Source organism: Komagataeibacter europaeus (assembly GCF_002173515.1).
Taxonomy (GTDB): Bacteria; Pseudomonadota; Alphaproteobacteria; order Acetobacterales; family Acetobacteraceae; genus Komagataeibacter; species Komagataeibacter europaeus.
Map to the genome: position 1 here is coordinate 1606244 of NZ_CP021467.1, position 20792 is coordinate 1627035.

General features: G+C 63.1%; 18 protein-coding genes. 6 read left to right on the top strand and 12 right to left on the bottom strand.

Annotated elements, in window-relative coordinates; all coding sequences use genetic code 11:
- The first annotated feature begins 30 nt into the window (after window positions 1-30).
- Entirely contained in the window at window positions 31-627 is a 597-nt protein-coding gene (locus tag S101446_RS07400; protein ID WP_087608021.1) for an ankyrin repeat domain-containing protein, read from the top strand.
- 78 nt (window positions 628-705) lie between these two features.
- On the opposite strand, the gene S101446_RS07405 is transcribed toward S101446_RS07400, so the two are convergent.
- The 4 genes from S101446_RS07405 to S101446_RS07420 form a co-directional block, all read right to left on the bottom strand.
- A complete protein-coding gene (locus tag S101446_RS07405; protein ID WP_087608022.1) occupies window positions 706-1986 on the bottom strand; it encodes a DNA adenine methylase in 1281 nt (426 codons plus the stop codon).
- Window positions 1987-2030: 44 nt separating this feature from the next.
- Window positions 2031-3134, bottom strand: coding sequence for a site-specific DNA-methyltransferase (locus tag S101446_RS07410; RefSeq protein WP_026018378.1), 1104 nt, complete (start codon window positions 3132-3134; stop codon window positions 2031-2033).
- A 7-nt stretch (window positions 3135-3141) separates the two neighbouring features.
- On the bottom strand, window positions 3142-3795 hold the full coding sequence (locus S101446_RS07415) for a ribonuclease HII (protein WP_208620562.1): 654 nt from the start codon (window positions 3793-3795) through the stop codon (window positions 3142-3144).
- Between the two features lie 157 nt (window positions 3796-3952).
- The gene (locus S101446_RS07420; protein ID WP_010506670.1) at window positions 3953-4255 is read right to left on the bottom strand and encodes a CsbD family protein; all 303 of its coding nucleotides are present in this window, start codon (window positions 4253-4255) and stop codon (window positions 3953-3955) included.
- 178 nt (window positions 4256-4433) lie between these two features.
- Between S101446_RS07420 and S101446_RS07425 the strand changes: the two genes are divergently transcribed.
- From S101446_RS07425 to S101446_RS07445, 5 genes are all read left to right on the top strand, one after another.
- The gene (locus tag S101446_RS07425; protein WP_087608024.1) at window positions 4434-5822 is read left to right on the top strand and encodes an MFS transporter; all 1389 of its coding nucleotides are present in this window, start codon (window positions 4434-4436) and stop codon (window positions 5820-5822) included.
- A gap of 190 nt (window positions 5823-6012) precedes the next feature.
- Window positions 6013-7236, top strand: coding sequence for an MdtA/MuxA family multidrug efflux RND transporter periplasmic adaptor subunit (locus tag S101446_RS07430; protein ID WP_010506675.1), 1224 nt, complete (start codon window positions 6013-6015; stop codon window positions 7234-7236).
- Window positions 7237-7302: 66 nt separating this feature from the next.
- Window positions 7303-10479 (top strand): efflux RND transporter permease subunit, encoded by a 3177-nt coding sequence (locus tag S101446_RS07435; protein ID WP_010506676.1) that lies wholly within the window; start codon window positions 7303-7305, stop codon window positions 10477-10479.
- Complete coding sequence (locus S101446_RS07440; RefSeq protein ID WP_087608025.1) at window positions 10476-13772, top strand: efflux RND transporter permease subunit; 3297 nt, start codon at window positions 10476-10478, stop codon at window positions 13770-13772. The genes S101446_RS07435 and S101446_RS07440 overlap by 4 nt, the downstream gene beginning before the upstream one ends.
- Before the next feature lie 5 nt (window positions 13773-13777).
- Entirely contained in the window at window positions 13778-15349 is a 1572-nt protein-coding gene (locus S101446_RS07445; protein WP_087608026.1) for an efflux transporter outer membrane subunit, read from the top strand.
- A gap of 57 nt (window positions 15350-15406) precedes the next feature.
- Here S101446_RS07445 and S101446_RS07450 read toward each other — a convergent pair whose 3' ends face one another.
- The 8 genes from S101446_RS07450 to rpsK form a co-directional block, all read right to left on the bottom strand.
- Entirely contained in the window at window positions 15407-15586 is a 180-nt protein-coding gene (locus S101446_RS07450) for a DUF1328 domain-containing protein (protein ID WP_010506679.1), read from the bottom strand.
- Between the two features lie 61 nt (window positions 15587-15647).
- The gene (locus S101446_RS07455) at window positions 15648-15905 is read right to left on the bottom strand and encodes a hypothetical protein (RefSeq protein WP_010506680.1); all 258 of its coding nucleotides are present in this window, start codon (window positions 15903-15905) and stop codon (window positions 15648-15650) included.
- Between the two features lie 103 nt (window positions 15906-16008).
- Window positions 16009-16815 carry an ABC transporter ATP-binding protein gene (locus S101446_RS07460; RefSeq protein WP_010506682.1) on the bottom strand — a complete coding sequence of 269 codons (807 nt, stop codon included), beginning with the start codon at window positions 16813-16815 and terminating at the stop codon, window positions 16009-16011.
- The gene (locus tag S101446_RS07465) at window positions 16812-17576 is read right to left on the bottom strand and encodes an ABC transporter permease (protein ID WP_087608027.1); all 765 of its coding nucleotides are present in this window, start codon (window positions 17574-17576) and stop codon (window positions 16812-16814) included. Before S101446_RS07465 ends, S101446_RS07460 begins: the two co-directional genes overlap by 4 nt.
- Complete coding sequence (locus tag S101446_RS07470; RefSeq protein WP_087608028.1) at window positions 17573-18616, bottom strand: ABC transporter substrate-binding protein; 1044 nt, start codon at window positions 18614-18616, stop codon at window positions 17573-17575. The genes S101446_RS07465 and S101446_RS07470 overlap by 4 nt, the downstream gene beginning before the upstream one ends.
- Before the next feature lie 169 nt (window positions 18617-18785).
- Window positions 18786-19211, bottom strand: a complete 426-nt coding sequence (rplQ, locus tag S101446_RS07475; RefSeq protein WP_010506694.1) for a 50S ribosomal protein L17 — start codon at window positions 19209-19211, stop codon at window positions 18786-18788.
- Between the two features lie 33 nt (window positions 19212-19244).
- Complete coding sequence (locus S101446_RS07480; RefSeq protein WP_007399646.1) at window positions 19245-20264, bottom strand: DNA-directed RNA polymerase subunit alpha; 1020 nt, start codon at window positions 20262-20264, stop codon at window positions 19245-19247.
- Between the two features lie 121 nt (window positions 20265-20385).
- A complete protein-coding gene (rpsK, locus tag S101446_RS07485; protein ID WP_003621069.1) occupies window positions 20386-20778 on the bottom strand; it encodes a 30S ribosomal protein S11 in 393 nt (130 codons plus the stop codon).
- Window positions 20779-20792 lie beyond the last annotated feature (14 nt).

The window sequence follows — 20792 nt, forward strand, 5'->3', positions numbered from 1 at the left end:
TCGAACGCTCGCTCACTCTCGGGACAGGACATGATTTCCAGATCCGGTATTTATCTTCTTGCCGCCGCCCTGTTCGCAGGCGTCCCCTGTCTGTGCATGCCCCTTCACATGGCGTACGCACAGGATGCCGACGAAGCGGAAGCCGAGGGCGAGGCCGCTGAAGCCGCGAAAAAGGCCGAAGCCCGCCGCGCGGCCAAGGCAGCCGCCCCGCCTGCCGCCCTGCCCGGCGCGGAATCGCGTGAAGAAGAACATGGTCACGCCAGCGCGGACATGAACCCGACCGATGCGCTGTTCGACGCCATCAACCGTGGCAGCCTGGGTGCCGCGAAGGAAGCCCTGAACCGGGGCGCGGACATGACGGGCCATAACGTGCTGGGGCAGACGCCGCTGGACATGGCGATTGACCTGAACCGCAACGACATCACCTTCCTGCTGCTGTCGATGCGTACCTTCTCGGATTCGGACCCGCACTTCGCATCGAACAGCCTTGCGGAAGGCGAGGATGACACGCCGCCGCTGACCATGCCGCGTCATGCCTCCACCACCACCACCATCGACCACCGTTATGACGCATCCGGCGGACATGCCGACCCGTCCATCGGGTTCCTCGGCTTCGGGGGCAGCTAGAAGGCGTTTTTTGGTGAAGCTTTTTTGGAAATAACGGCGACACCCGAAAACTTTTATTCTTTAATCAACACGTTATTTTCAAGCATCGCTTGGCGGGTTCAGTCGGGCTTCCATGGCCATGATTTCCTGCACGATCTGATCCGGGGTGCTGGCGCCACGGCCGCGCGTATCGGTCAGCAGGATGAATTCAACGGTCATCGGGCGCGCCGAATAACGCTGGCGGCTGACACGATAGCGTTTGTAGCCACGGGTAAAGACCCGCACAGCGCCGCGTTCACAATTCGCACGGGCCATATCGTACAATGGAATGAAGCCATCGGTGCTGTAGCTGGTGGCGATCCAGCGCGTATCCAGCACGGCCAACAGGTCACGATAGGCCGCAAGCGCCTGCCGGCGGTGGTTGTACGGACTACGCCGCTGCGTGCGCCAGTCCTGCCGGATCGCGGCCTTGTCGCGCCCCGTGATCTTTGGCGCAAGGTCGGGCTGGTCCCACAGCGTGACCGTATTCAGGACATGGTAATTCGCGCCGTACGGGTGCTGGTTGTAGGGCGGGTCCACATAGGCAATGGCCGCCTCCCCCACCTGTCCGGCCAGTTGGGTGGCAAGGGCGTGCGCATCCATCCGCACGACCGTATTGTCGCGCCCATTATCGATAAAACACGCGGGCTGCAGGTGCAGGTCGGCTGCGATGCGGTACAGCGCCGTGCCGGTACGCCCGCCCCAGCCCCGGTGAAATCCCTTGAACAGGCCGCTGGTATTGCTGTTGTAACTGGCGCTGTACAACAGGGGGGCAAGCAGGCAGGCCTTCTGCCCGGCATCCAGCAGCCCGTCATGATCCCACTGCGCGATCCGTTCGCGGATGGCGTCAATGCGCATGCCATTCTTGCGCATGTAGAACATCCGGTCACGCGCCGTATCATACTGCACGTCATCATCGGGGCACAGGTGACGGGTCACCCACCCTTCCCGTGGTGGCAGCGCATTCAGTTCGGCCATGACCTGCGCATAGTCGCGGCCACCGTGGAAACGCGGCGGCGCAGACGTGCCGACATGGCAGCGGTTCAGTGCCTCGCTATACGGTTCCCAGTCATTGGTCAGCACGCGGAAACCAAGCCATTTGGCCAGGCGGGAGACAACGCCGGTGCCGGCAAACAGGTCCACGAAGTCGGTCCGGGCGGGAATTTCTTCCGTGGCAGCGATGGCCTGCGCGATCAGGCCCAGCAGTTTACGCTTGTTCCCGATATAGGGAATAAGCTGGCTGTACAGGTAGTCATCGGTCTGCAGGGCGGAATGGCGGGCCGCGTTCCATTCCATCGCGGACAGGCCATGCGGGCCGCCATGATCCGGGCGCCGGTTCACGCCGCCATGTCCTTGAATGTTGCTGTCCGCCCCTGCCCCATTGTTCAGGAGGCGACGGCTGCCTGCTCCGCCCGGATTTCACCGCGCAGCACATCAAGCTGGGTCTGTTCGCCCTCACGCTCGAAATACCAGAAGGTCCAGCCATTGCATGACGGTGCATTGGTCAGCAGCGCGCCCATTTTATGGATCGACCCCCGGTGCCGTCCACTGACCAGCGTGCCATCAGGCGATACGGTGGCGCGCACCCGCTTCTGCCGGTCCGTAAGCACCGTGCCCGCAGGCACCATGCCCCGTTCCACCAGTACGCCAAAGGGCACACGCGGGCTTTCGCGCCGGGCGGGCGTGGTCTGCACGCTGTCCAGGGGCACGGGCTTTTCACGCCGGGCGCGGCCGATCGCAGCCTCGGCATAATCGGGATGGCGCTCGATCCCGATAAAACGGCGGCGCAGCCTGCGCGCCATGGCGGTGGTGGTGCCGGTGCCGGTAAAAGGGTCCAGTACCACGTCATCCACATTGGTTGACGCCACCAGCACGCGGTGCAGCAGGCTTTCGGGTTTCTGGGTGGGGTGCAGTTTCAGGCCGTGTTCGTTACGCAGCCGTTCGCCACCGGTACATAGCGGCAGATACCAGTCCGAGCGCATCTGCACATCGTCATTGAGCGCCTTCATCGCCTGGTAATTGAAGCGGTAACGGCTGTCCGGCCCCCGTGCCGCCCAGATCAGCGTTTCATGCGCGTTGGTGAAACGGCGGCCCCGGAAATTGGGCATGGGATTGGACTTGCGCCAGATCACGTCATTGAGGATCCAGAACCCCAGATCCTGCAGGATCGCGCCAATGCGGAAAATGTTATGGTACGATCCGATCACCCATATCGTGCCGTCCTTGCGCAGCACGCGGCGCGCTTCGGTCAGCCATGCGCGGGTGAATTCGTCATAGGCCTGTAGGTCGGTGAATTTGTCCCAGTCATCATCCACCCCATCGACAACGCTGTCATCGGGACGGCGCAGTTCACCCTTCAACTGCAGGTTGTATGGCGGATCCGCGAACACGCAGTCGATCGACCCTGCGGGCAGGGTGCGCATCATCTCGACACAGTCCCCCCGCAACACCTGGTCCAGGGGCAATTCCATCATAACCGCACCGCTCATGAATTGTTCAGCATGATGGCTGCTCCGCGCTTTGGGGTGAAGAAGGGGAAACGGAAGCCTGCATGATGCGGCGCACCGTGCCGAACGCCGCGCGATGGTGGGGGCTTACGCCATCCGCCATCAGGGCCGCGCGGTGGATCGCGGTACCATAACCCGCGTTGCGGTCCCAGCCATAGCCGGGCCAGCGCCGGGCCAGCCGTGTCATCAGCCGGTCGCGCACGACCTTGGCCACCACGGACGCCGCCGAAATGGACAGGCTGATCGCATCACCCCCCACGACGCATTGCGCCGGACACCCGAAATCGGGTGCGGCGTTTCCATCAACCAGAACCAGTTCAGGGGATTGCGGCAGGCGACCGACCGCACGCTGCATGGCGATCCATGAGGCGCGGAGAATATTGTAATGTTCGATTTCAGCGACGGATGCGCCCGCCACCCCGATCAGGACACCGGGGGTGGCGTGCAGCGCATCATAAAGCTGCTGCCTGACTTTCGGCTTCAGCTTCTTTGAATCATCCAGCCTGTCCGCCAGCGCGCCCGGAACGCCCGACAGGAACATAACCGCGGCGGCGATGACGGGTCCGGCCAGCGGGCCACGACCTACCTCATCCACACCGGCGACACGTCCCCCATGGGCGTTTTCAAGCGCGTAATCGGGCATCCATTCCTTCCTGATCGTATGCGAATCGGACCATGATGGCCCGATTCGCATCGAATTTCCGTTCTGGAAGGATGGAAACCATTTTTATGCAGGGTTGCGCAAGATGCTGTGGACTCATCGAGTCCCTTAAAATGAAAAAAAAACGACTCGACCCGGTTCAGCCCTTGCGACGGGGCAGGAAAATCAGCCCCATGATGGTGCCCAGCACGGCTGCAATCCCCAGCGAAAACAGCGGGCGTTCGCGCACGAACGTCACCGCGCGTTCAACCTTGCCTTCGCCTTCCTCATACAGGTCGGCGAATTCCTGGCGCGCCATGCCCGAAAGCTGGTCCATCTTGCCTTCCGCCTGCATGCCCATGTTGCCCGTCAGGCCACCGGCGGCGTCCTTCAGGCGGCCAACGCCTTCGTCCATGACGCCTTCGGCCTTTGTCTCGATGGTCTTTGCCTTGTCTTCCGACATCGTTCACACTCCGTTGTATCGCTTGGTTTGTAGCGTTGGCCTATAACGCCATGATGGCGCTTACGGTTCCGTACCGCCTATATCATGCATGATCATGTCCCCCTTGACGACCGCCCCCGCCACATTCCCCCCACCTTCGCCCGGCGTGACGCCCCCGTCACGCGCCCGCAAGCGGATCATGGCGCTGATTGTCGCAAGCCTCATGATGATGGAACAGATCGACGGCACGGCCCTGACCACGGCGCTGCCCGCCATGGCGGGGGATTTCCATGTCGATATTCCACAGACCAGCATCGCGCTGACGGTGTACATGCTGGGCCTTGCCGCCCTGATCCCGGCATCAGGCCACGTGGCCGAACGCTTTGGCAGCCGGACCACGCTGCGCTGCGCCATCGCGCTGTTCCTGTCGGGTTCGCTCCTGTGCGGCTGGGCGCCCAGCCTGCCGGTGCTGGCGCTGGCGCGGCTGGTGCAGGGGGCGGGTGGCGCGATGATGGTCCCCGTCGGGCGGCTGGTGATCCTGCAGAACGTGCCCAAGTCGGAACTGCTGTCCGCCATGGCGTGGGTCATGCTGCCCGCCACCATCGGCCCCATGGCCGGGCCCGTGCTGGGGGGCGTGCTGACATCGTGGCTGTCCTGGCGGTGGATTTTCTACATCAACATCCCGCTGGGGCTGCTGGCCATTGCCCTGACGGGGCGGTTCATTCCGCAGATCCGCGCGGCCCGGCCGCCACCGTTCGACCTGCGCGGCAACATCGTGTCCGCAACCGGGCTGGCGGGGCTGATCTTCGGCATGGAAATGCTGACCCATCCGGGTTTCCCGCCCATCATATCGGCGGGGCTGCTGCTGCTTGCCCCGCTCTGCGCCGTGGCCTACCTGCGCCATGCGCGTGGGACGGACCATCCGGTGCTGGACCTGTCGCTACTGCGGGTGGCGACATTCCGCATCTCGGTCATGGCGGGCGGGTTTACGCGCATTGCGACAGCGGGGATCATCTTTCTCCTGCCATCCCTGCTGCAGACGCATTTTGGCGCAAGCGCGGCGCAGAGCGGGCTGATCACCTTCATCGCCCCCGTCGGCGCGCTGGCCATGCGGTTTGCCGCCCCCCGGATCTACCGTGGCCGGGGCTTCCGCGCCGTCATGTGCGTGACCTGCCTGGTGCTGCCGGCCGCCTGCCTGCTGCTGGCCGGGTTCAGGCCGGGCATGGACATGGGCTGGCTTCTGGGCCTGCTGGCGATCAACGGCATGGGGCAGACGCTGCTGTACACCGGCTACAACACCATCGCCTATGCCGACATGCCAAAGACGCGGATGGGCGCCGCCACCAGCCTGTATTCCACATGCCAGCAGGTCATGCTGACAATGGGCATATGCCTGTCCGCGGGCATTCTGGCCGCGGGCCGCGCAGTATTGCCCACGTCGTGGCTCGAACAGGACTACACCGTGGCCTTCGTGGCATGCGCGCTGATCTCGTCCATGGCGCTGCCGATCCTGCTGCGGCTGTCAGCCAATGCGGGGGCCACCATCAGTGGACATGACAATGCCATTACCACAAAGAAACGGAATTGAACCGTTGTGCGGTTTTCCCCTTCCCCGCCACAGATACAATGTTACATTCGCTAACTTCGACCCATTCGAAGCCATGTTAATACTGCGGCAAGGCGAATCAGAAACCTTGTCTTTATCAGCATGGCCCGGTCCTTCAGAGGCGTAGCCTTCGACAGGACGCCCGTTCGACAGCAGGCAGAAAACCGACCGCATGGATACAACTCCTCCCCCGCCCCGCAGTACCCCGGAAAACAGCACGCCGCCCACTGGCCGTCCACGGCGCGGGCGGCGCGTCCTTTATCTGGCGGGCGGGGCGCTGGCTGTTGTCCTGGCGGTGGCCTTCCTGCGCCCCCATTCCACCACCAAGAAACACGCGGCCAGCGGCGACCAGCCGGTGGCGGTCACGACCGTCAGCCGTGGCGACATGCCCGTCATCCTGACGGAACTGGGCACGGTCGTGCCGATCACCAATGTCACGGTGCAGTCGCGTATCGACGGCTACCTCATGCAGGTGCTGTTCACCGAGGGGCAGCACGTGCACAAGGGCGACCTGCTGGCCCTGATCGACACCCGTCCGTACGAGGTGCTTCTGGCGCAGTACGAAGGGCAACTGGCGCAGGACATTGCCCAGCTTGAGGCGGCAAAGGTGGATAACGCCCGTTACCAGCGCCTGATCCGCCAGGACAGCGTCGCGGCCATGACGGCGAAGGACCAGCAGTACAAGGTCGAGCAGCTGGAAGGCACGGTCAAGTCCGACCAGGCGCAGGTGGATAACGAAAAGCTGCAGATCACCTACTGCCACATCCTGGCCCCGGTGGACGGGCGCGTGGGCATCCGTGCGGTGGACATGGGCAACTACATTACCGCAGGCCAGACCAACGGGCTGGTGACCCTGACGCAGATGCAGCCGATCTCCGTCATCTTCACCCTGCCTGAAAATGACATCGGCCCCGTGGCGGACCGCCTGCGTCAGGGCACGCCCCTGCCGGTGGAAGCATGGGACAGCGCCAACCTCAACAAGATCGCGACCGGGCAGGTCAGCGTGCTGGATAGCCAGATCGACACCTCCACCGGCACGGTGCGCATGCGCGCGCTCTTCGCCAATTCGCAGGAAGAACTGTTCCCCAACCAGTTCGTCAACGCCCGCCTGCTGGTCAGCACCGACCATAATGTGCTGCTGGTGCCCACCAACGCCCTGCAGACCGGACCGAACGGCCAGTTCGTCTATGTGGTCAAGGCCGACAGCACCGTTGAGATGCGCAACGTCAAGACCAGCCATGCCAACAACACCATGACCGTGCTGACCGACGGGGTGAAGGAAGGCGAGCGCGTCGTGACCGACGGGGTGGATCACCTGCGCGATGGCGTGAAGGTCAGCATCCCGCAGCCGGGCGACACGACGACGGGCGCCACCACAAGCAAGGACAAGGGCTAGAGTGCGCGCGTCCACGCCAGCCCCCCTGCCTGACCGCCTGCCCCTGCCGCCGCCGGAGATTGCCGCGTGAACCCGTCCCGCCTGTTCATACACCGTCCGGTCGCGACCACCCTGCTCATGCTGGCCATCCTGCTGGCGGGGCTGCTGGGGTATCATTTCCTGCCTGTTTCCGCCCTGCCGGAAGTCGAATATCCCACCATCACGGTGCAGACCTTCTATCCCGGCGCCAGCCCGGACGTGATGGCGACCTCCGTCACCGCGCCGCTGGAAACCCAGCTGGGTGAAATGTCGGGGCTGGAGCAGATGACCTCGCGCTCGTCGGGCGGGGCATCGGTCATCACGCTGCGCTTCGGCCTGACCATGACCATGGACATTGCCGAACAGGAAGTACAGGCCGCGATCAACCAGGCCAATTCCCTGCTGCCGACCGACCTGCCCGCGCCACCGGTCTATGCCAAGGTCAATCCCGCCGACACGCCGGTCATGACGCTGGGCATTTCGTCCAAGACGATGCCGCTGACGGAAGTGGAGGATTACGTCGATACCCGCCTGGCTGAAAAGATCAGCCAGATTTCGGGCGTGGGGCTGGTGACCCTTTCGGGTGGCAACCGCAAGGCGCTGCGGGTGCGGGTCAACATTCCCAAGCTGACATCGTTCGGCATCGACCTTGATACGCTGCGCACCACCATCGGCAACGTGAACGTCAATTCCCCCACCGGCACGTTCGATGGCCCGCAGCGCGCGACCACGCTGCGCATTGACGGCCAGATTTCGGGCGTGGACCAGCTGCTCAATCAGGTCATCGCGTACCAGAACAACGGTCCCGTGCGCATCCGCGACGTGGCCAGCGTGGTCATCGGTCCCGAAAACACCGAACTGGCGGCCTGGGCCAACCGCACGCCAGCCCTGGTCATGAACGTGCAGCGCCAGCCGGGCGCCAACGTGATCGGGGTGGTGGACAACATCAAATACGCCCTGCCGCGCCTGCAGCAGTCGCTGCCGCCGGGCATCACCATAACCCCCCTGACCGACCGGACCACGACCATCCGCGCATCCGTCGAGGATGTGGAGTTCGAACTGGGCCTGGCGCTGGTGCTGGTGGTGGGCGTGATCTTCGTGTTCCTGCGCAACGTGCCGGCGACACTGATCCCCAGCCTGTCGGTGCCGCTGTCGCTGGTGGGGACGCTGGCGGTCATGTACCTGTTCGGCTTCTCGCTCGACAATCTCTCGCTCATGTCGCTCACCATCGCCACGGGTTTCGTGGTGGACGATGCCATCGTGATGATCGAGAACATCGCCCGTTACATCGAAATGGGCGACAGCCGCATGGAAGCCGCGCTGAAGGGCGCGGGTGAAATCGGGTTCACCATCATCTCGCTGACCATATCGCTGATCGCGGTGCTGATTCCGCTGCTGTTCATGGGCGACGTGGTCGGTCGCCTGTTCCATGAATTCGCCATGACGCTGGCGGTCACCATCATCCTGTCCGCCGTGGTCTCGCTGACCCTGGTGCCGATGATGTGCGCGCGCCTGCTGCACGAACGCGACACCAAACATGCCGAACCGGCATGGTCGGCCGCGGTCGAACGCTGGACGGTCGCGACAATCAATGGCTATGGCCGCGCGCTGGATGTGGTGCTGCGCCACCAGCGACTGACACTGGCGATATTTGGCGCGACCCTGTTGCTGACGGGCGCGCTGGCCGTGGTCATTCCCAAGGGCTTTTTCCCGGTACAGGACACGGGCGTGATCCAGGGCATTTCGGTCATGGAACAGTCCACGTCGTTCGCGGCCATGAAGCGCCACCAGCAGGAACTGGCCGACCGGATCCTGCACGATAAGGACGTGGCCAGCCTGTCCTCCTTCGTCGGCGTGGACGGGCAGAACGTGACGCTGAACCAGGGGCGCTTCCTCATCAACCTCAAGCCGGTGGACAGCCGCTCCGACACTGCGCAGGAAGTCGCGACACGCCTGCGCGCGGAAACGGCGGATATCGCGGGGGCGGACCTGTACCTGCAGCCGGTGCAGGACCTGTCGCTGGATACATCGGTCGCCGCGACGCAGTACCAGTTCCTGCTGGAAAACCCCAGCTATGACCAGTTCACGACATGGGTGCCGAAATTCATCGCGCGCCTGCAACAGGAAAAGGCTCTGTCGGACGTCACATCCGACCTGCAGGCCGCGGGCCTTGTGGCGCATGTTGACCTGGACCGCACCACGGGGGCACGATACTCCATCACGCCCCAGACAATCGACAACGTGCTGTATGACAGCTTTGGCCAGCGCCAGATCTCGACCATCTTCACGCAGTCCAACCAGTACCGCGTGATCCTGGAGGCAACGCCAGCGTTCCAGCAGGACATGGGGTCGCTCAACCAGATCTATCTGCCCGGCATCAGCGGCAACGCGGGGGAAAGCACGTCGGGGCCGACGCGTTCGCCCACATCGGGGCTGGTGCCGCTGGCGTCCGTTACCAGTGTCACGCGCGATACCGCGCCGCTGCTGATCACCCATGTGGGGCAGTTCCCGGCCACGACCGTCTCGTTCAACGTCAGGTCCGGCTATGCGCTGGGAGATGCGACGGATGCGATCGAACGCGCGGCGAAGGACATCCACCTGCCATCCAGCTTCCAGACATCGTTCCAGGGCACGGCGGCGGCATTCCGCAGTTCGCTGTCAAACGAGGCATGGCTGGTGCTGGCTGCCCTGATCGCGGTCTATATCGTGCTGGGCATCCTGTATGAAAGCTTCGTCCATCCCATCACCATCCTGTCCACCCTGCCCTCCGCCGGTGTTGGCGCGCTGCTGGCGCTGTGGATCACGGGATCGGGGCTGGATGTCATGGGCATCATCGGGCTGGTGCTGCTGATCGGCATCGTCAAGAAAAACGCGATCATGATGATCGACTTCGCGCTGGAAGCCGAACGGGTGGAGGGCATGACCTCGCTGCATTCCATCCGCCATGCCGCCCTGCTGCGTTTCCGCCCCATCCTGATGACCACGCTGGCGGCCATGCTGGGGGCCGTGCCCATGATGCTGGGCACCGGCACCGGTTCGGAACTGCGCCGCCCCCTGGGCATCGCCATTGTCGGCGGGCTTGCGGTCAGCCAGTTGCTGACGCTGTTCACCACGCCGGTCATCTACCTGCTGATGGACGGCATCAGCCAGAAGCTGTCGCGCCGCTTTGGCAATGCTGATGACAAGGGCAAGGATGGACTGCCCGGACCACAGGCGCAGGCATGACGCCGCTTTCGATCTTTGTCCGCAGGCCGGTGGCCACGGTGCTGCTGACGGTGGCGCTGATCATTGGCGGCATCATCGGCTATACCACGCTGCCGGTGGCCGACATGCCCAACGTGGATTTCCCGGTGATACAGGTGCAGGCCCAGCAGGCCGGTGGCTCCCCCGAGGAAATCGCCAGTTCCGTCGCAGCCCCGCTGGAGCGGCATCTGGGCGCGATCGCGGGCCTGAACGAAATGACATCGCAGTCATCGGCCAACCAGGCGCGGATCACGCTGCAGTTCTCGCTTGACCGCGACATCAACGGGGCCGCGCGTGATGTGGAGGCCGCCCTGCAGGCGGCCCATGCGGACCTGCCCTCCTCGCTGCGACAGAACCCGAGCTATTTCAAGGCCAACCCCAACGGCGCGCCGGTCATGATCCTGGCGCTGACATCGCGCACCCGTACGGCTGCACAGCTTTATGACCTTGCATCGAACGTGCTGCAGCAGCACCTCTCGCAGATACAGGGCGTGGGGCAGGTCGAGATCGGTGGCAGTTCGCTGCCTGCGGTGCGGGTGGAGATGAACCCGCTGGCGCTGTACAAATTCGGCATAGGGTTCGAGGATATCCGCGCCGCCCTCGCCTCGGCCAACGCCCATACGCCAAAGGGCTTCATCGACCAGGGCGACCACCGTTTCGTGCTGGCGACCAACGACCAGGCGCATAATGCGCAGGCCTACCGTGACCTGATCGTGGCCTATCATGACAGCCGCCCCGTCAGGCTGGAGGACGTGGCCTATGTCCATGATGGTGTGGAGGACGTGCGCAACGCCGGTTACGTGGATGGCAGACACGGGGTCCTGGCCATCATCTTTGCGCAGGCCGGCGCCAACATCATCAACACCAATGACCAGATCCGCGCCAAGCTGCCCATGCTGCGCGACGCCCTGCCGGCCGACGTGGACCTTGGCAAATTCATGGACAGGTCCACCACAATCCGCGCGGCCCTGGCCGATACGCAGTTCACGCTGGTGCTGTCGGTCTTCCTGGTGGTGCTGGTGGTGCTCCTGTTCCTGCGTTCGCCGCGCATCACCATCATTCCCGCCATCGTGGTGCCGACATCCATCATCGCCGCCTTTGGCGCGATGAAGCTGCTGGGCTATTCCATCGACAACCTGTCGCTCATGGCGCTGACCATTTCGACCGGTTTCGTGGTGGATGACGCCATTGTGGTCGTTGAAAACATAAGCCGCCACATGGAAGCGGGCATGGACCGCCTGCAGGCCACCCTGCTGGGCACGCGGGAGGTGGCGTTCACGGTCCTGTCCATTACCGTATCGCTGATCGCGGTGTTTCTGCCCATCCTGCTGCTCAGCGGCGTGGCGGGGCGCCTGTTCCATGAATTCGCCATGACGATGTCACTGACCATTGTCATTTCCATGATGCTGTCGCTGTCGCTGACGCCCATGCTGACCTCCCGCCTGCTGCGCCCGCATCTGGCGGCCCCGTCAAAGGGGGTTTTCGGCCGGATTGGCGCATGGCTGGAACATGCGCTGGGCGCGGCCCAGCAGGGATATGCCAGTTCGCTGGAATGGGCGCTGACGCACCGGCGGATCACCATCCTGTCGCTGCCCATAACCATTGCCATCATGGTCGGGCTGTTCATCAAGATGCCCAAGAGCCTGTTTCCCGAATCCGATACCGGCATGCTGATGGGACACCTGATGGGCGATCAGTCCATTTCGTTCCAGGCCATGCAGGGCAAGATCGCCACCACGCAGCAGGCCATCATGGCGGACCGGGACGTGGCGCATGTCATGGGGTTCATGGGCGGGCGCGGCAGTTCCAACCAGGCCAACATGTTCGTGACGCTGAAGGACAAGTCGCTGCGCAATGATACGCCCGCGCAGACCATTGCCCGCATCACGCGCCGGTTGCACAACATGGTGGGGGCGACATTCTACATGTCCGCGCCGGGACAGCTGCGCATAGGCGGACGGCAGAGCAATGCGGCCTACCAGTATTCGCTGCATTCCGATTCCTCCAAGGACCTGTACAAATGGACGCCGCTGCTGGTCAGCGCATTGCAGAAGCATCCCGAACTGTCCGACATTTCATCGGACGTGCTGCAGGGCGGCTCGGCGCTGGATGTGCAGATAGACCGCGATACCGCAAGCCGCCTGAACATTACGCCCCAGCTTGTGTCCAACACGCTGTATGACGCCTATGGCCAGCGTTCGGCCTCGGTCATCTACAATGCCCTCAACCAGTACCGCGTGGTGATGGAAGTCGAGCCACGATTCTGGAAAGACCCGACCACGCTCAAGCAGGTCTGGGTCAGTGTTGCCGGCGGTACGGCGGGTGGTGGCACGCAGTCCAATACCATCCGGGTCAAGACGGATACGGGCACCACGGAATCACAGCTGAGCGAAGAATCCTTCCGCAACCAGGTGGCCAACACGCTGGCGGGTGGCAACAGCGCCTCCACCGGGTCGGCCGTGTCCACCAGTTCGGAAGCCATGGTGCCGCTGACACTGGTATCGGTGCTCAAGCCCACCAAGACGGCGCTGAGCATCAACCATGACGGGCAGTCGGTTTCCAGCACGGTCTCGTTCAATCTGGCCAATGGCGTCCCGCTGAGCCAGGCGGTGCGGATCATCAACGAGGAAACCGTGCGCCTGCACATGCCCGCCAACATCCAGGGCAATTTCGCCGGTAACGCCGCGCAGTTCCAGAAATCGGTCAACAACGAACCGCTGCTGATCCTTGCCGCCCTGGCGGCGGTGTACATGACGCTGGGCATTCTGTACGAAAGTTACGTGCATCCGCTGACCATCCTGTCCACCCTGCCCTCGGCCGGGGTGGGGGCGCTGCTGGCGCTGCAGTTTTTTGGCGAGGCCTTTTCGCTGATCGCCATGATCGGGGTGATCCTGCTGATCGGCATCGTCAAGAAAAACGCCATCATGCTGGTGGACTTCGCCATCACGGCCGAACGGGAAGAAGGCCATAGCGCGCTTGATTCGATCCGCATGGCCTGCCTGCTGCGTTTCCGCCCGATCATGATGACCACCTTTGCCGCGGCACTGGGCGCGCTGCCCCTTATATTCGGCCATGGTTATGGCGCCGAACTGCGCCGCCCGCTGGGCATCGCCATTGTGGGCGGGCTGCTGGTCAGTCAGGCGCTGACGCTTTACACGACGCCGGTTGTCTATCTCTATCTCGACCATCTGGGGATAGCCTGCCGCGCATTCTTCAACCGGCTGTATGGACGGCTGTCCCGACGCCATCGTCTTTCCCACCAGCAGGATTCCTGAACCGGATGACACCTTTTTCGCCATCCCCCGGCCGTGCCGCCATCCGCCCGTCCCGTGTCTTCCGCCGCTCCGCCGCGCGCCTTGCGCTGGTGGCCCTGCCGATCATGGCGCTGGCGGGATGCATGGTGGGGCCGAAATACCATCGTCCGGCCGCGATCGTGTCCCCGCGCTTCAAGGAACTGCGCCCCGAACCGGGATGGGAAGTGGCCAACCCCAAGCTGGCCGAACTGCCCAAGCATGACTGGTGGACGATCTATAACGATCCCATCCTGAACGGGCTGGAATCACAGGTCGCGATTTCCAACCAGAACATCAAGCAGTACGAAGCCAGCTACCGTAACGCCCGCGCCATGATCGACAGTGTGCGCGCGCAGCTTTTCCCGACCATCAGTGGCAGCCTGGGCTTCAACCGCGATGGCCATGGCGCGGGTTCGCTGTCCTCATCGGGCAGCAACTATGCACGCGCGGGTTCGACGTACAACACCTATGACATCGGCCCCAGCGCCAGCTGGGATCTGGACATATGGGGCAAGATCCGCCGGCAGGTGCAGGAACAGGTCACGGCGGCACAGGCCAGCGCCGCCGATCTGGCCAACGCCACGCTGTCGTATCAGGCACAGCTGGCGACGGCCTATTTCAACATGCGCTATCAGGACAGCCTGACGGACCTGTTGCAGCGTTACGTCCATTTCAACGAACAGGCGCTGCAGATCACCCAGAACCAGTTCGAGGCGGGGACCGCCGACCCCACCGCCGTCCTGCAGGCCCGCACGACACTGGAGCAGAACCGCGCCTCCCTGATCCAGGCCGGGATCAACCGCGCGCAGTATGAACATGCCATTGCCGTGCTGATCGGCAAGCCGCCCGCCGATGTCACCCTGCCCCCGGCGGAACTGTCACGCACGGTGCCGCCCATTCCGGTCACGGTGCCAGCCGACCTGCTGCAGCGCCGCCCCGATATTGCCGCCGCCGAACGCACGATGGAGGAATACAATGCCATGATCGGCGCGGACATGGCGGCGTTCTATCCGGACATCACCATCAACGCCAGCTATGAACAGAGCGGCGGCGACCCGGTGACGTCGCTTATGTCAGCGATGAACCGCGTCTGGTCGCTGGGGGCATCCGCCACCGAGATCCTGTTTGAAGGCGGGTCACGCACGGCCGCCGTGCATGAAGCCAATGCCCAGTACGACAGTGCCGTGGCGACCTACCGCCAGACCGTCCTGACCGCATTGCAGAGCACGGAAGATCAGCTATCCAACCTGCGTATTCTGGCGCAGCAGGCGCAGCAGCAGCAGAAGGCACTGGATTTCGCCAACCGCACGGTCGAGGTCTCGCTGAACCAGTACCGGGCCGGGACCGAAATCTATACCACCGTCATCACCAACGAGAATTCGGCGCTGAGCGATGCCGAAACCCTGCTGGGCATACAACAGCAGCGCATTGTGGACAGCGTAAGCCTGGTGCAGGCGCTGGGCGGTGGATGGGATGCTTCGCGCCTGCCATCGAAGAACTCGTTGCAGAAGGACAATCCCTTCCTGCCCGCCTTCATCCAGAAGGACACCAACAAATAGGCAGAAAAAAACCCCCTGCGCCGGTGGCGACAGGGGGTTTTTCATAAGAATGGGCCGCTAGCCGTTAAAAAGCGATTTGGCCGAAAACAGTACGATCAGGACCACGACCACAAAAGCCAGGATGGCGATAAAGAACAGTATTTTCGCCATTCCGGCCGAAACGGCGGAAATGCCACTGAAGCCAAACAGCCCGGCGACCAGCGAAACAATCAAAAAGAACAGCGCCAGTTTCAGCATGGCATTTTTCCCTGCAAATCAGTCATGCTGCCTTAAACGCGACAGCACCATATATGTTGCCCTATGCCCGCCGGCGCAGGAACACGCTGGCCAGAAAGCCCAGCACCGATGCGCCAAACAGCGCGAACAGCGGTCGGTCGGCCGTCACGTCACGCAGGGTATCAAGAATTTCCCCCATGCCCCGCTGGGCTACGCCACCCGCGCCCTGCAGCCGCCCTGACAGCGGGGTGCCCGTATCCCCGACAAAGCCATCCAGACCATCCTGAAGCCGACCGATGCCTTCTTCCAGATGCGCTTCAAAATTGGGGGGATTTGCCATGTTCGATATTCCCTTGCTTGCCATCGGGGGATAAGGGAAATCCCGTCTCCCCCCTGCCCATGCCGTCATGCCCGCAGGCAACAGGCCCGTGACAGCAGACTTATCATATCTCCGATGCCTGCCAATAGGCCGCATCCGCGCCGGGATCCGGCTCCCCCGCAATCAGTCGGCGCATGCGTTCCGCCATTGCGCGCATGCCCGGCGCGGTGTTGTCGCGTGGCCGTGCACCCACCGCGAAATCCCCCCGCAGCCCTGCAGGCTGTCCTTCCAGAATGATGATCCGGTCCGCCAGAATCAGGGCCTCGTCCAGATCATGGGTCACGAACAGCACCGTTCCGTGCCGCCGGGCATGGATACGCAGCAGTTCATCCTGCAGGGCACCGCGCGTGATGGCGTCCAGCGCACCAAAGGGTTCGTCCATCAGCAGCAGGTCCGGCTCCACCGTCAGTGCGCGCGCAACCCCCACGCGCTGGCGCTGCCCACCCGAAAGCTGGCGTGGCCACCTGTCCGCCGTATCCGCAAGCCCCACCAGTTCCAGCGCTGCCATGGCCCGTTCGCGCCGCTGCGGGCGTGTCAGTCCCAGCCCTTCCAGACCCAGTTCCACATTGCGCAGCACGCTGCGCCACGGCATGAGCTTGGCGTCCTGAAACACCATGGCCGCCGGGCGATGCGCCGCCGTGGGGGACGCATGCAGGCTGACCGTGCCCTCGCTGGGCTGGACCAGCCCCATGATGACCCGCAGCAATGTGGACTTGCCCACGCCGGACGGACCGAGCACGGCCACGAATTCGCCACGCCTGATTTCAAGATTCACATGCCGCAGGATAAAGCTGCGCCCATGGTCATGCGACAGGCCGATATTTTCCAGCCTGACCACCACATCATCCGTGTCCGTTACCACCGCGTTCATCCCTGCCAGCCCAGCAGCCTTTTGCGCACCAGCATGAACGCCGTGTCGGTCAGGGCATACAGCAGCGCCATGGTCAGCATGTAGACCACCACAAGGTCGGTCGCCAGCAGACTGGACGCCTGCATCATCCGCGCGCCAATGCCGGGCACGCCGAACAGTTCCGCCGCGACGACCGACATCCATGCCTGGCCCAGGCCGGTGCGCAGCCCCGCCAGCACGCCGGGGGCCGAAGCCGGAATGACCACCGTGCGCAGTCGTGCCCAGAACCCGCCATGGCCAAAGGACGCCGCAACTTCATACAGGTCCGGGTCAATCGCCTGCACGGCCCCGTAGGCGGCATAAAAATTGATCCAAAACACTGAAATGGCGATCACGAACGTGGCCCCCGCGGTATCCAGCCCGAACCACAGGATGGCGAACGGCACCCATGCCAGCCCCGGTATGGGCCGCAATACCCGCACGACACCGGACAGCAATCCGTCCAGCAGTGGCACCGTGCCGCATAGCAGTCCGGTCAGCATGCCCAGGAGCGAACCGATGACCAATCCCATCACGTAATGGGTCAGGCTGTCCCTGATGGCCTGTATCCATGCCCCGCTGCGCACTTCTTCCAGCCATGCCGGGCCAAGGCTGCTGGGTGCTGGCAGAAGGCCGGATGGCACCCAGCCCAGCCGGATGGAGGCTTCCCATGCCCCGAACAGCACAATCAGGCCCACCGCCCCGAGCAGCGGTCGCGTCCAGATGGAACGGGAAGGCGTCATTGTGCGATCTGCCGGTAACTTTCAAGGTCGAACAGCGCCGCCACCGGCTCCGCCTTACGCAACAGGCCGCTCTGCACCTCGAAATCCTGTAATTTGCTTACGGCGTCCATGATGCTGGCGGGATCGGACACATAATCATGCGCCGATACCTTCAGCGCCTCGATAATAATGTCCCTGGGCAGCATGCCCCCACCCAGCGCCTGCTGGACATAGGGTTCCGCCTGTTCCGGATCAGTGGCCAGCAGGTGCGTGGCCTTCACGAAACCGGCCAGGAACGCGTTTTTCCATGCCGCGCGATCCGGTGCGTCCTCGTTGACGATCGCCAGCACGGAGCCCGGCTGCCCTGGCATGAGATCATGCCCCGACGCCAGCACCCGCATGCCGGGCATGCGATGGCGGATAATGGTCAGCGCCGGTTCGCGCAGGATAGCGCCATCGACCGCACCGGCCAGAAAGGCCTGCTGGGCTGCATCAATATCAATGCCGACAATATCTGCCACCTGCGCCGGATCCAGTCCGTTGCGAACCTTGAGCCAGTATCGCAGCAGCGTATCGGGCACCGACCCAAGGGGCTGGGCCGCGATCTTGGGCCTGTGCCCCGCCTTCGTGGCGAAATCCGCGAAACGCTGACGGACCTCATCAGCACCCAGCCCCGCAGGCTGTTCCGGCAGGCCATCCGCCAGCGCACCGCGGGAGACGATTTCGAGTTCCTCGGTCGCGGCACTGGCCACGACCTTTACATCTGCCCCATGCGCACGCGCCTGCAGCAGCGGCAGGACACCCGCCACATAGGCGTCAATCTTGCCCGATACCAGCGCCTGGATGGCCTGCGGCCCGGACTGGAACCGGACCAGTTGCATGTCGATACCCGCGTCGCGTGCCCAGTTCTTGCCCTGCATGACAAACAGCGGCGCCGACCCGATGACAGGAATATACCCCACCCGCACTGTCGCAGCCTGGACACTGCCACACAGGCCGATCATGGCGGTCATGGCATAAAGCCCGCGGCGTATCACACGCCCGAAAACTGATCCTGTCATGGCTGAAGCCCTGTCTGCTGCGCAGGGATGGTCCTGCATGTCGAAAGCGTATCGAAATATACATATCGTGATCGAATATCCATATCACGACGACAGAATGCCGGACTGGCTGCCAACATAAAAAAACCCGGCCAGAGGCCGGGCTTTTTCACGCAGGAACCGAAGTGCCTCAGGCTGCCAGATGGTCTTCCTGAGTGGCTTCCGGACGCGGACCGCTGTCCTTGCCCTTTGCCGACACATCGCGGTCGACCAGTTCGATCACAGCCATGTCGGCTGCATCACCGTGGCGCATGCCCGCACGCAGCACGCGGGTGTAACCACCCTGACGTGCCTTGTAACGGTCAGCCACCGTGTCAAACAGCTTGGACACGATCTTGTCGTCACGCAGCTGGGCGAAAGCCTGACGGCGGGCGTGCAGATTGCCACGCTTGCCAAGGGTGATCAGCTTTTCCACAACCGGGCGCAGTTCCTTCGCCTTCGGCAGCGTGGTGGTGATCTGTTCGTGCTTGATCAGGGCGACAGCCATGTTGCGAAACATGGCCAGTCGATGGGACGAGGTAACGCCGAGCTTACGGCCGGCAACACCGTGACGCATGATGTAATTTCCTGTTTTATCCGGTTCCGAGGATCAGAACGGCTCGTCGAGCCTCTTGGCCAGATCTTCGATATTTTCCGGCGGCCACGCCGGGACATTCATACCCAGTGAAAGCCCCATGGCGGTCAGGACTTCCTTGATCTCATTGAGCGACTTGCGGCCGAAGTTCGGCGTACGCAGCATCTCCTGCTCGGTCTTCTGAACCAGATCACCGATATAGACGATGTTGTCGTTCTTCAGGCAGTTCGCGCTACGGACCGACAGTTCCAGTTCGTCAACCTTGCGCAGCAGGTTACGGTTGAACGGCAGGTCATCCTGCGGCTCTTCCGTACGCACGGTGCGCGGTTCGTCAAAGTTGATGAACAGCTGCAGCTGGTCCTGAAGGATACGCGCGGCAAGCGCCACGGCATCTTCCGGCGTGACCGCGCCATTCGTCTCGACCGTCAGCAGCAGGCGATCATAGTCGGTGACCTGACCCACACGGGTCTGTTCCACCTTGTAGGATACGCGCCGCACGGGCGAGTAGATGGCATCAACCGGGATCAGGCCGATCGGCGCGTCTTCCGGGCGGTTGGCCGCCGCGGGGACATACCCCTTGCCCATGTTCACGGTGAATTCCATCCCGAACTTCACCCCTTCATCAAGGGTGCAGATCACGAGGTCGGGGTTCATGACTTCGATATCATGACCCGTCTGGATCTGTCCGGCACGCACTTCGCCCGGGCCCGTGGCCGTCAGCACCATGCGCTTCGGCCCCTCACCATGCATCCGCAGCGCAAGCTGCTTGATGTTGAGGACGATGTCGGTCACGTCTTCACGAACACCCGCCACCGACGAGAATTCATGCAGCACGCCGTCAATCTGGATTGCCGTAACCGCAGCCCCCTGCAGGGACGACAGCAGAACCCGACGGATCGCGTTACCCAGCGTCATGCCAAAGCCGCGTTCCAGCGGTTCGGCAACGACTGTGGCAATGCGTGAAGGTTCCGCCCCCGGTTCGACTTCCAGCTTTTCCGGCTTGATCAGGGATTGCCAGTTTTTCTGGAGGACCAAGGTAATGGCCTTTCAAGACTGATCTGCCACCCGTTACGATGGCAGATGGTACCCTGCGGCAGGATACCGGAATGACAATCTTCCCCCGCATGCGGGGGAATACGACTAAGCAGATTGCGGTTCAGACGCGACGGCGCTTGCGCGGACGGCAGCCGTTGTGCGGAACCGGCGTCATGTCACGGATGGCCGTGATCGAGAAACCGACAGCCTGCAGGGCACGCAGTGCGCTCTCACGCCCCGACCCGGGACCGGAAACCTCGATTTCCAGCGTCTCCATGCCGTGTTCACGTGCCTTGCGGCCCGCATCCTCGGCGGCAACCTGCGCCGCGTACGGCGTGGACTTGCGCGATCCCTTGAAGCCCTGGGCACCGGCGGACGACCAGGCAATTGCATTGCCCTGTGCATCCGAGATGGTGATCATGGTGTTGTTGAAGGTGGACAGCACATGCGCCACACCGGAAATGATGTTTTTCCGCTCTTTCTTGCGAATACGCGGAGCCGCAGCTTTCGCCATAGTTTTCTCGATCC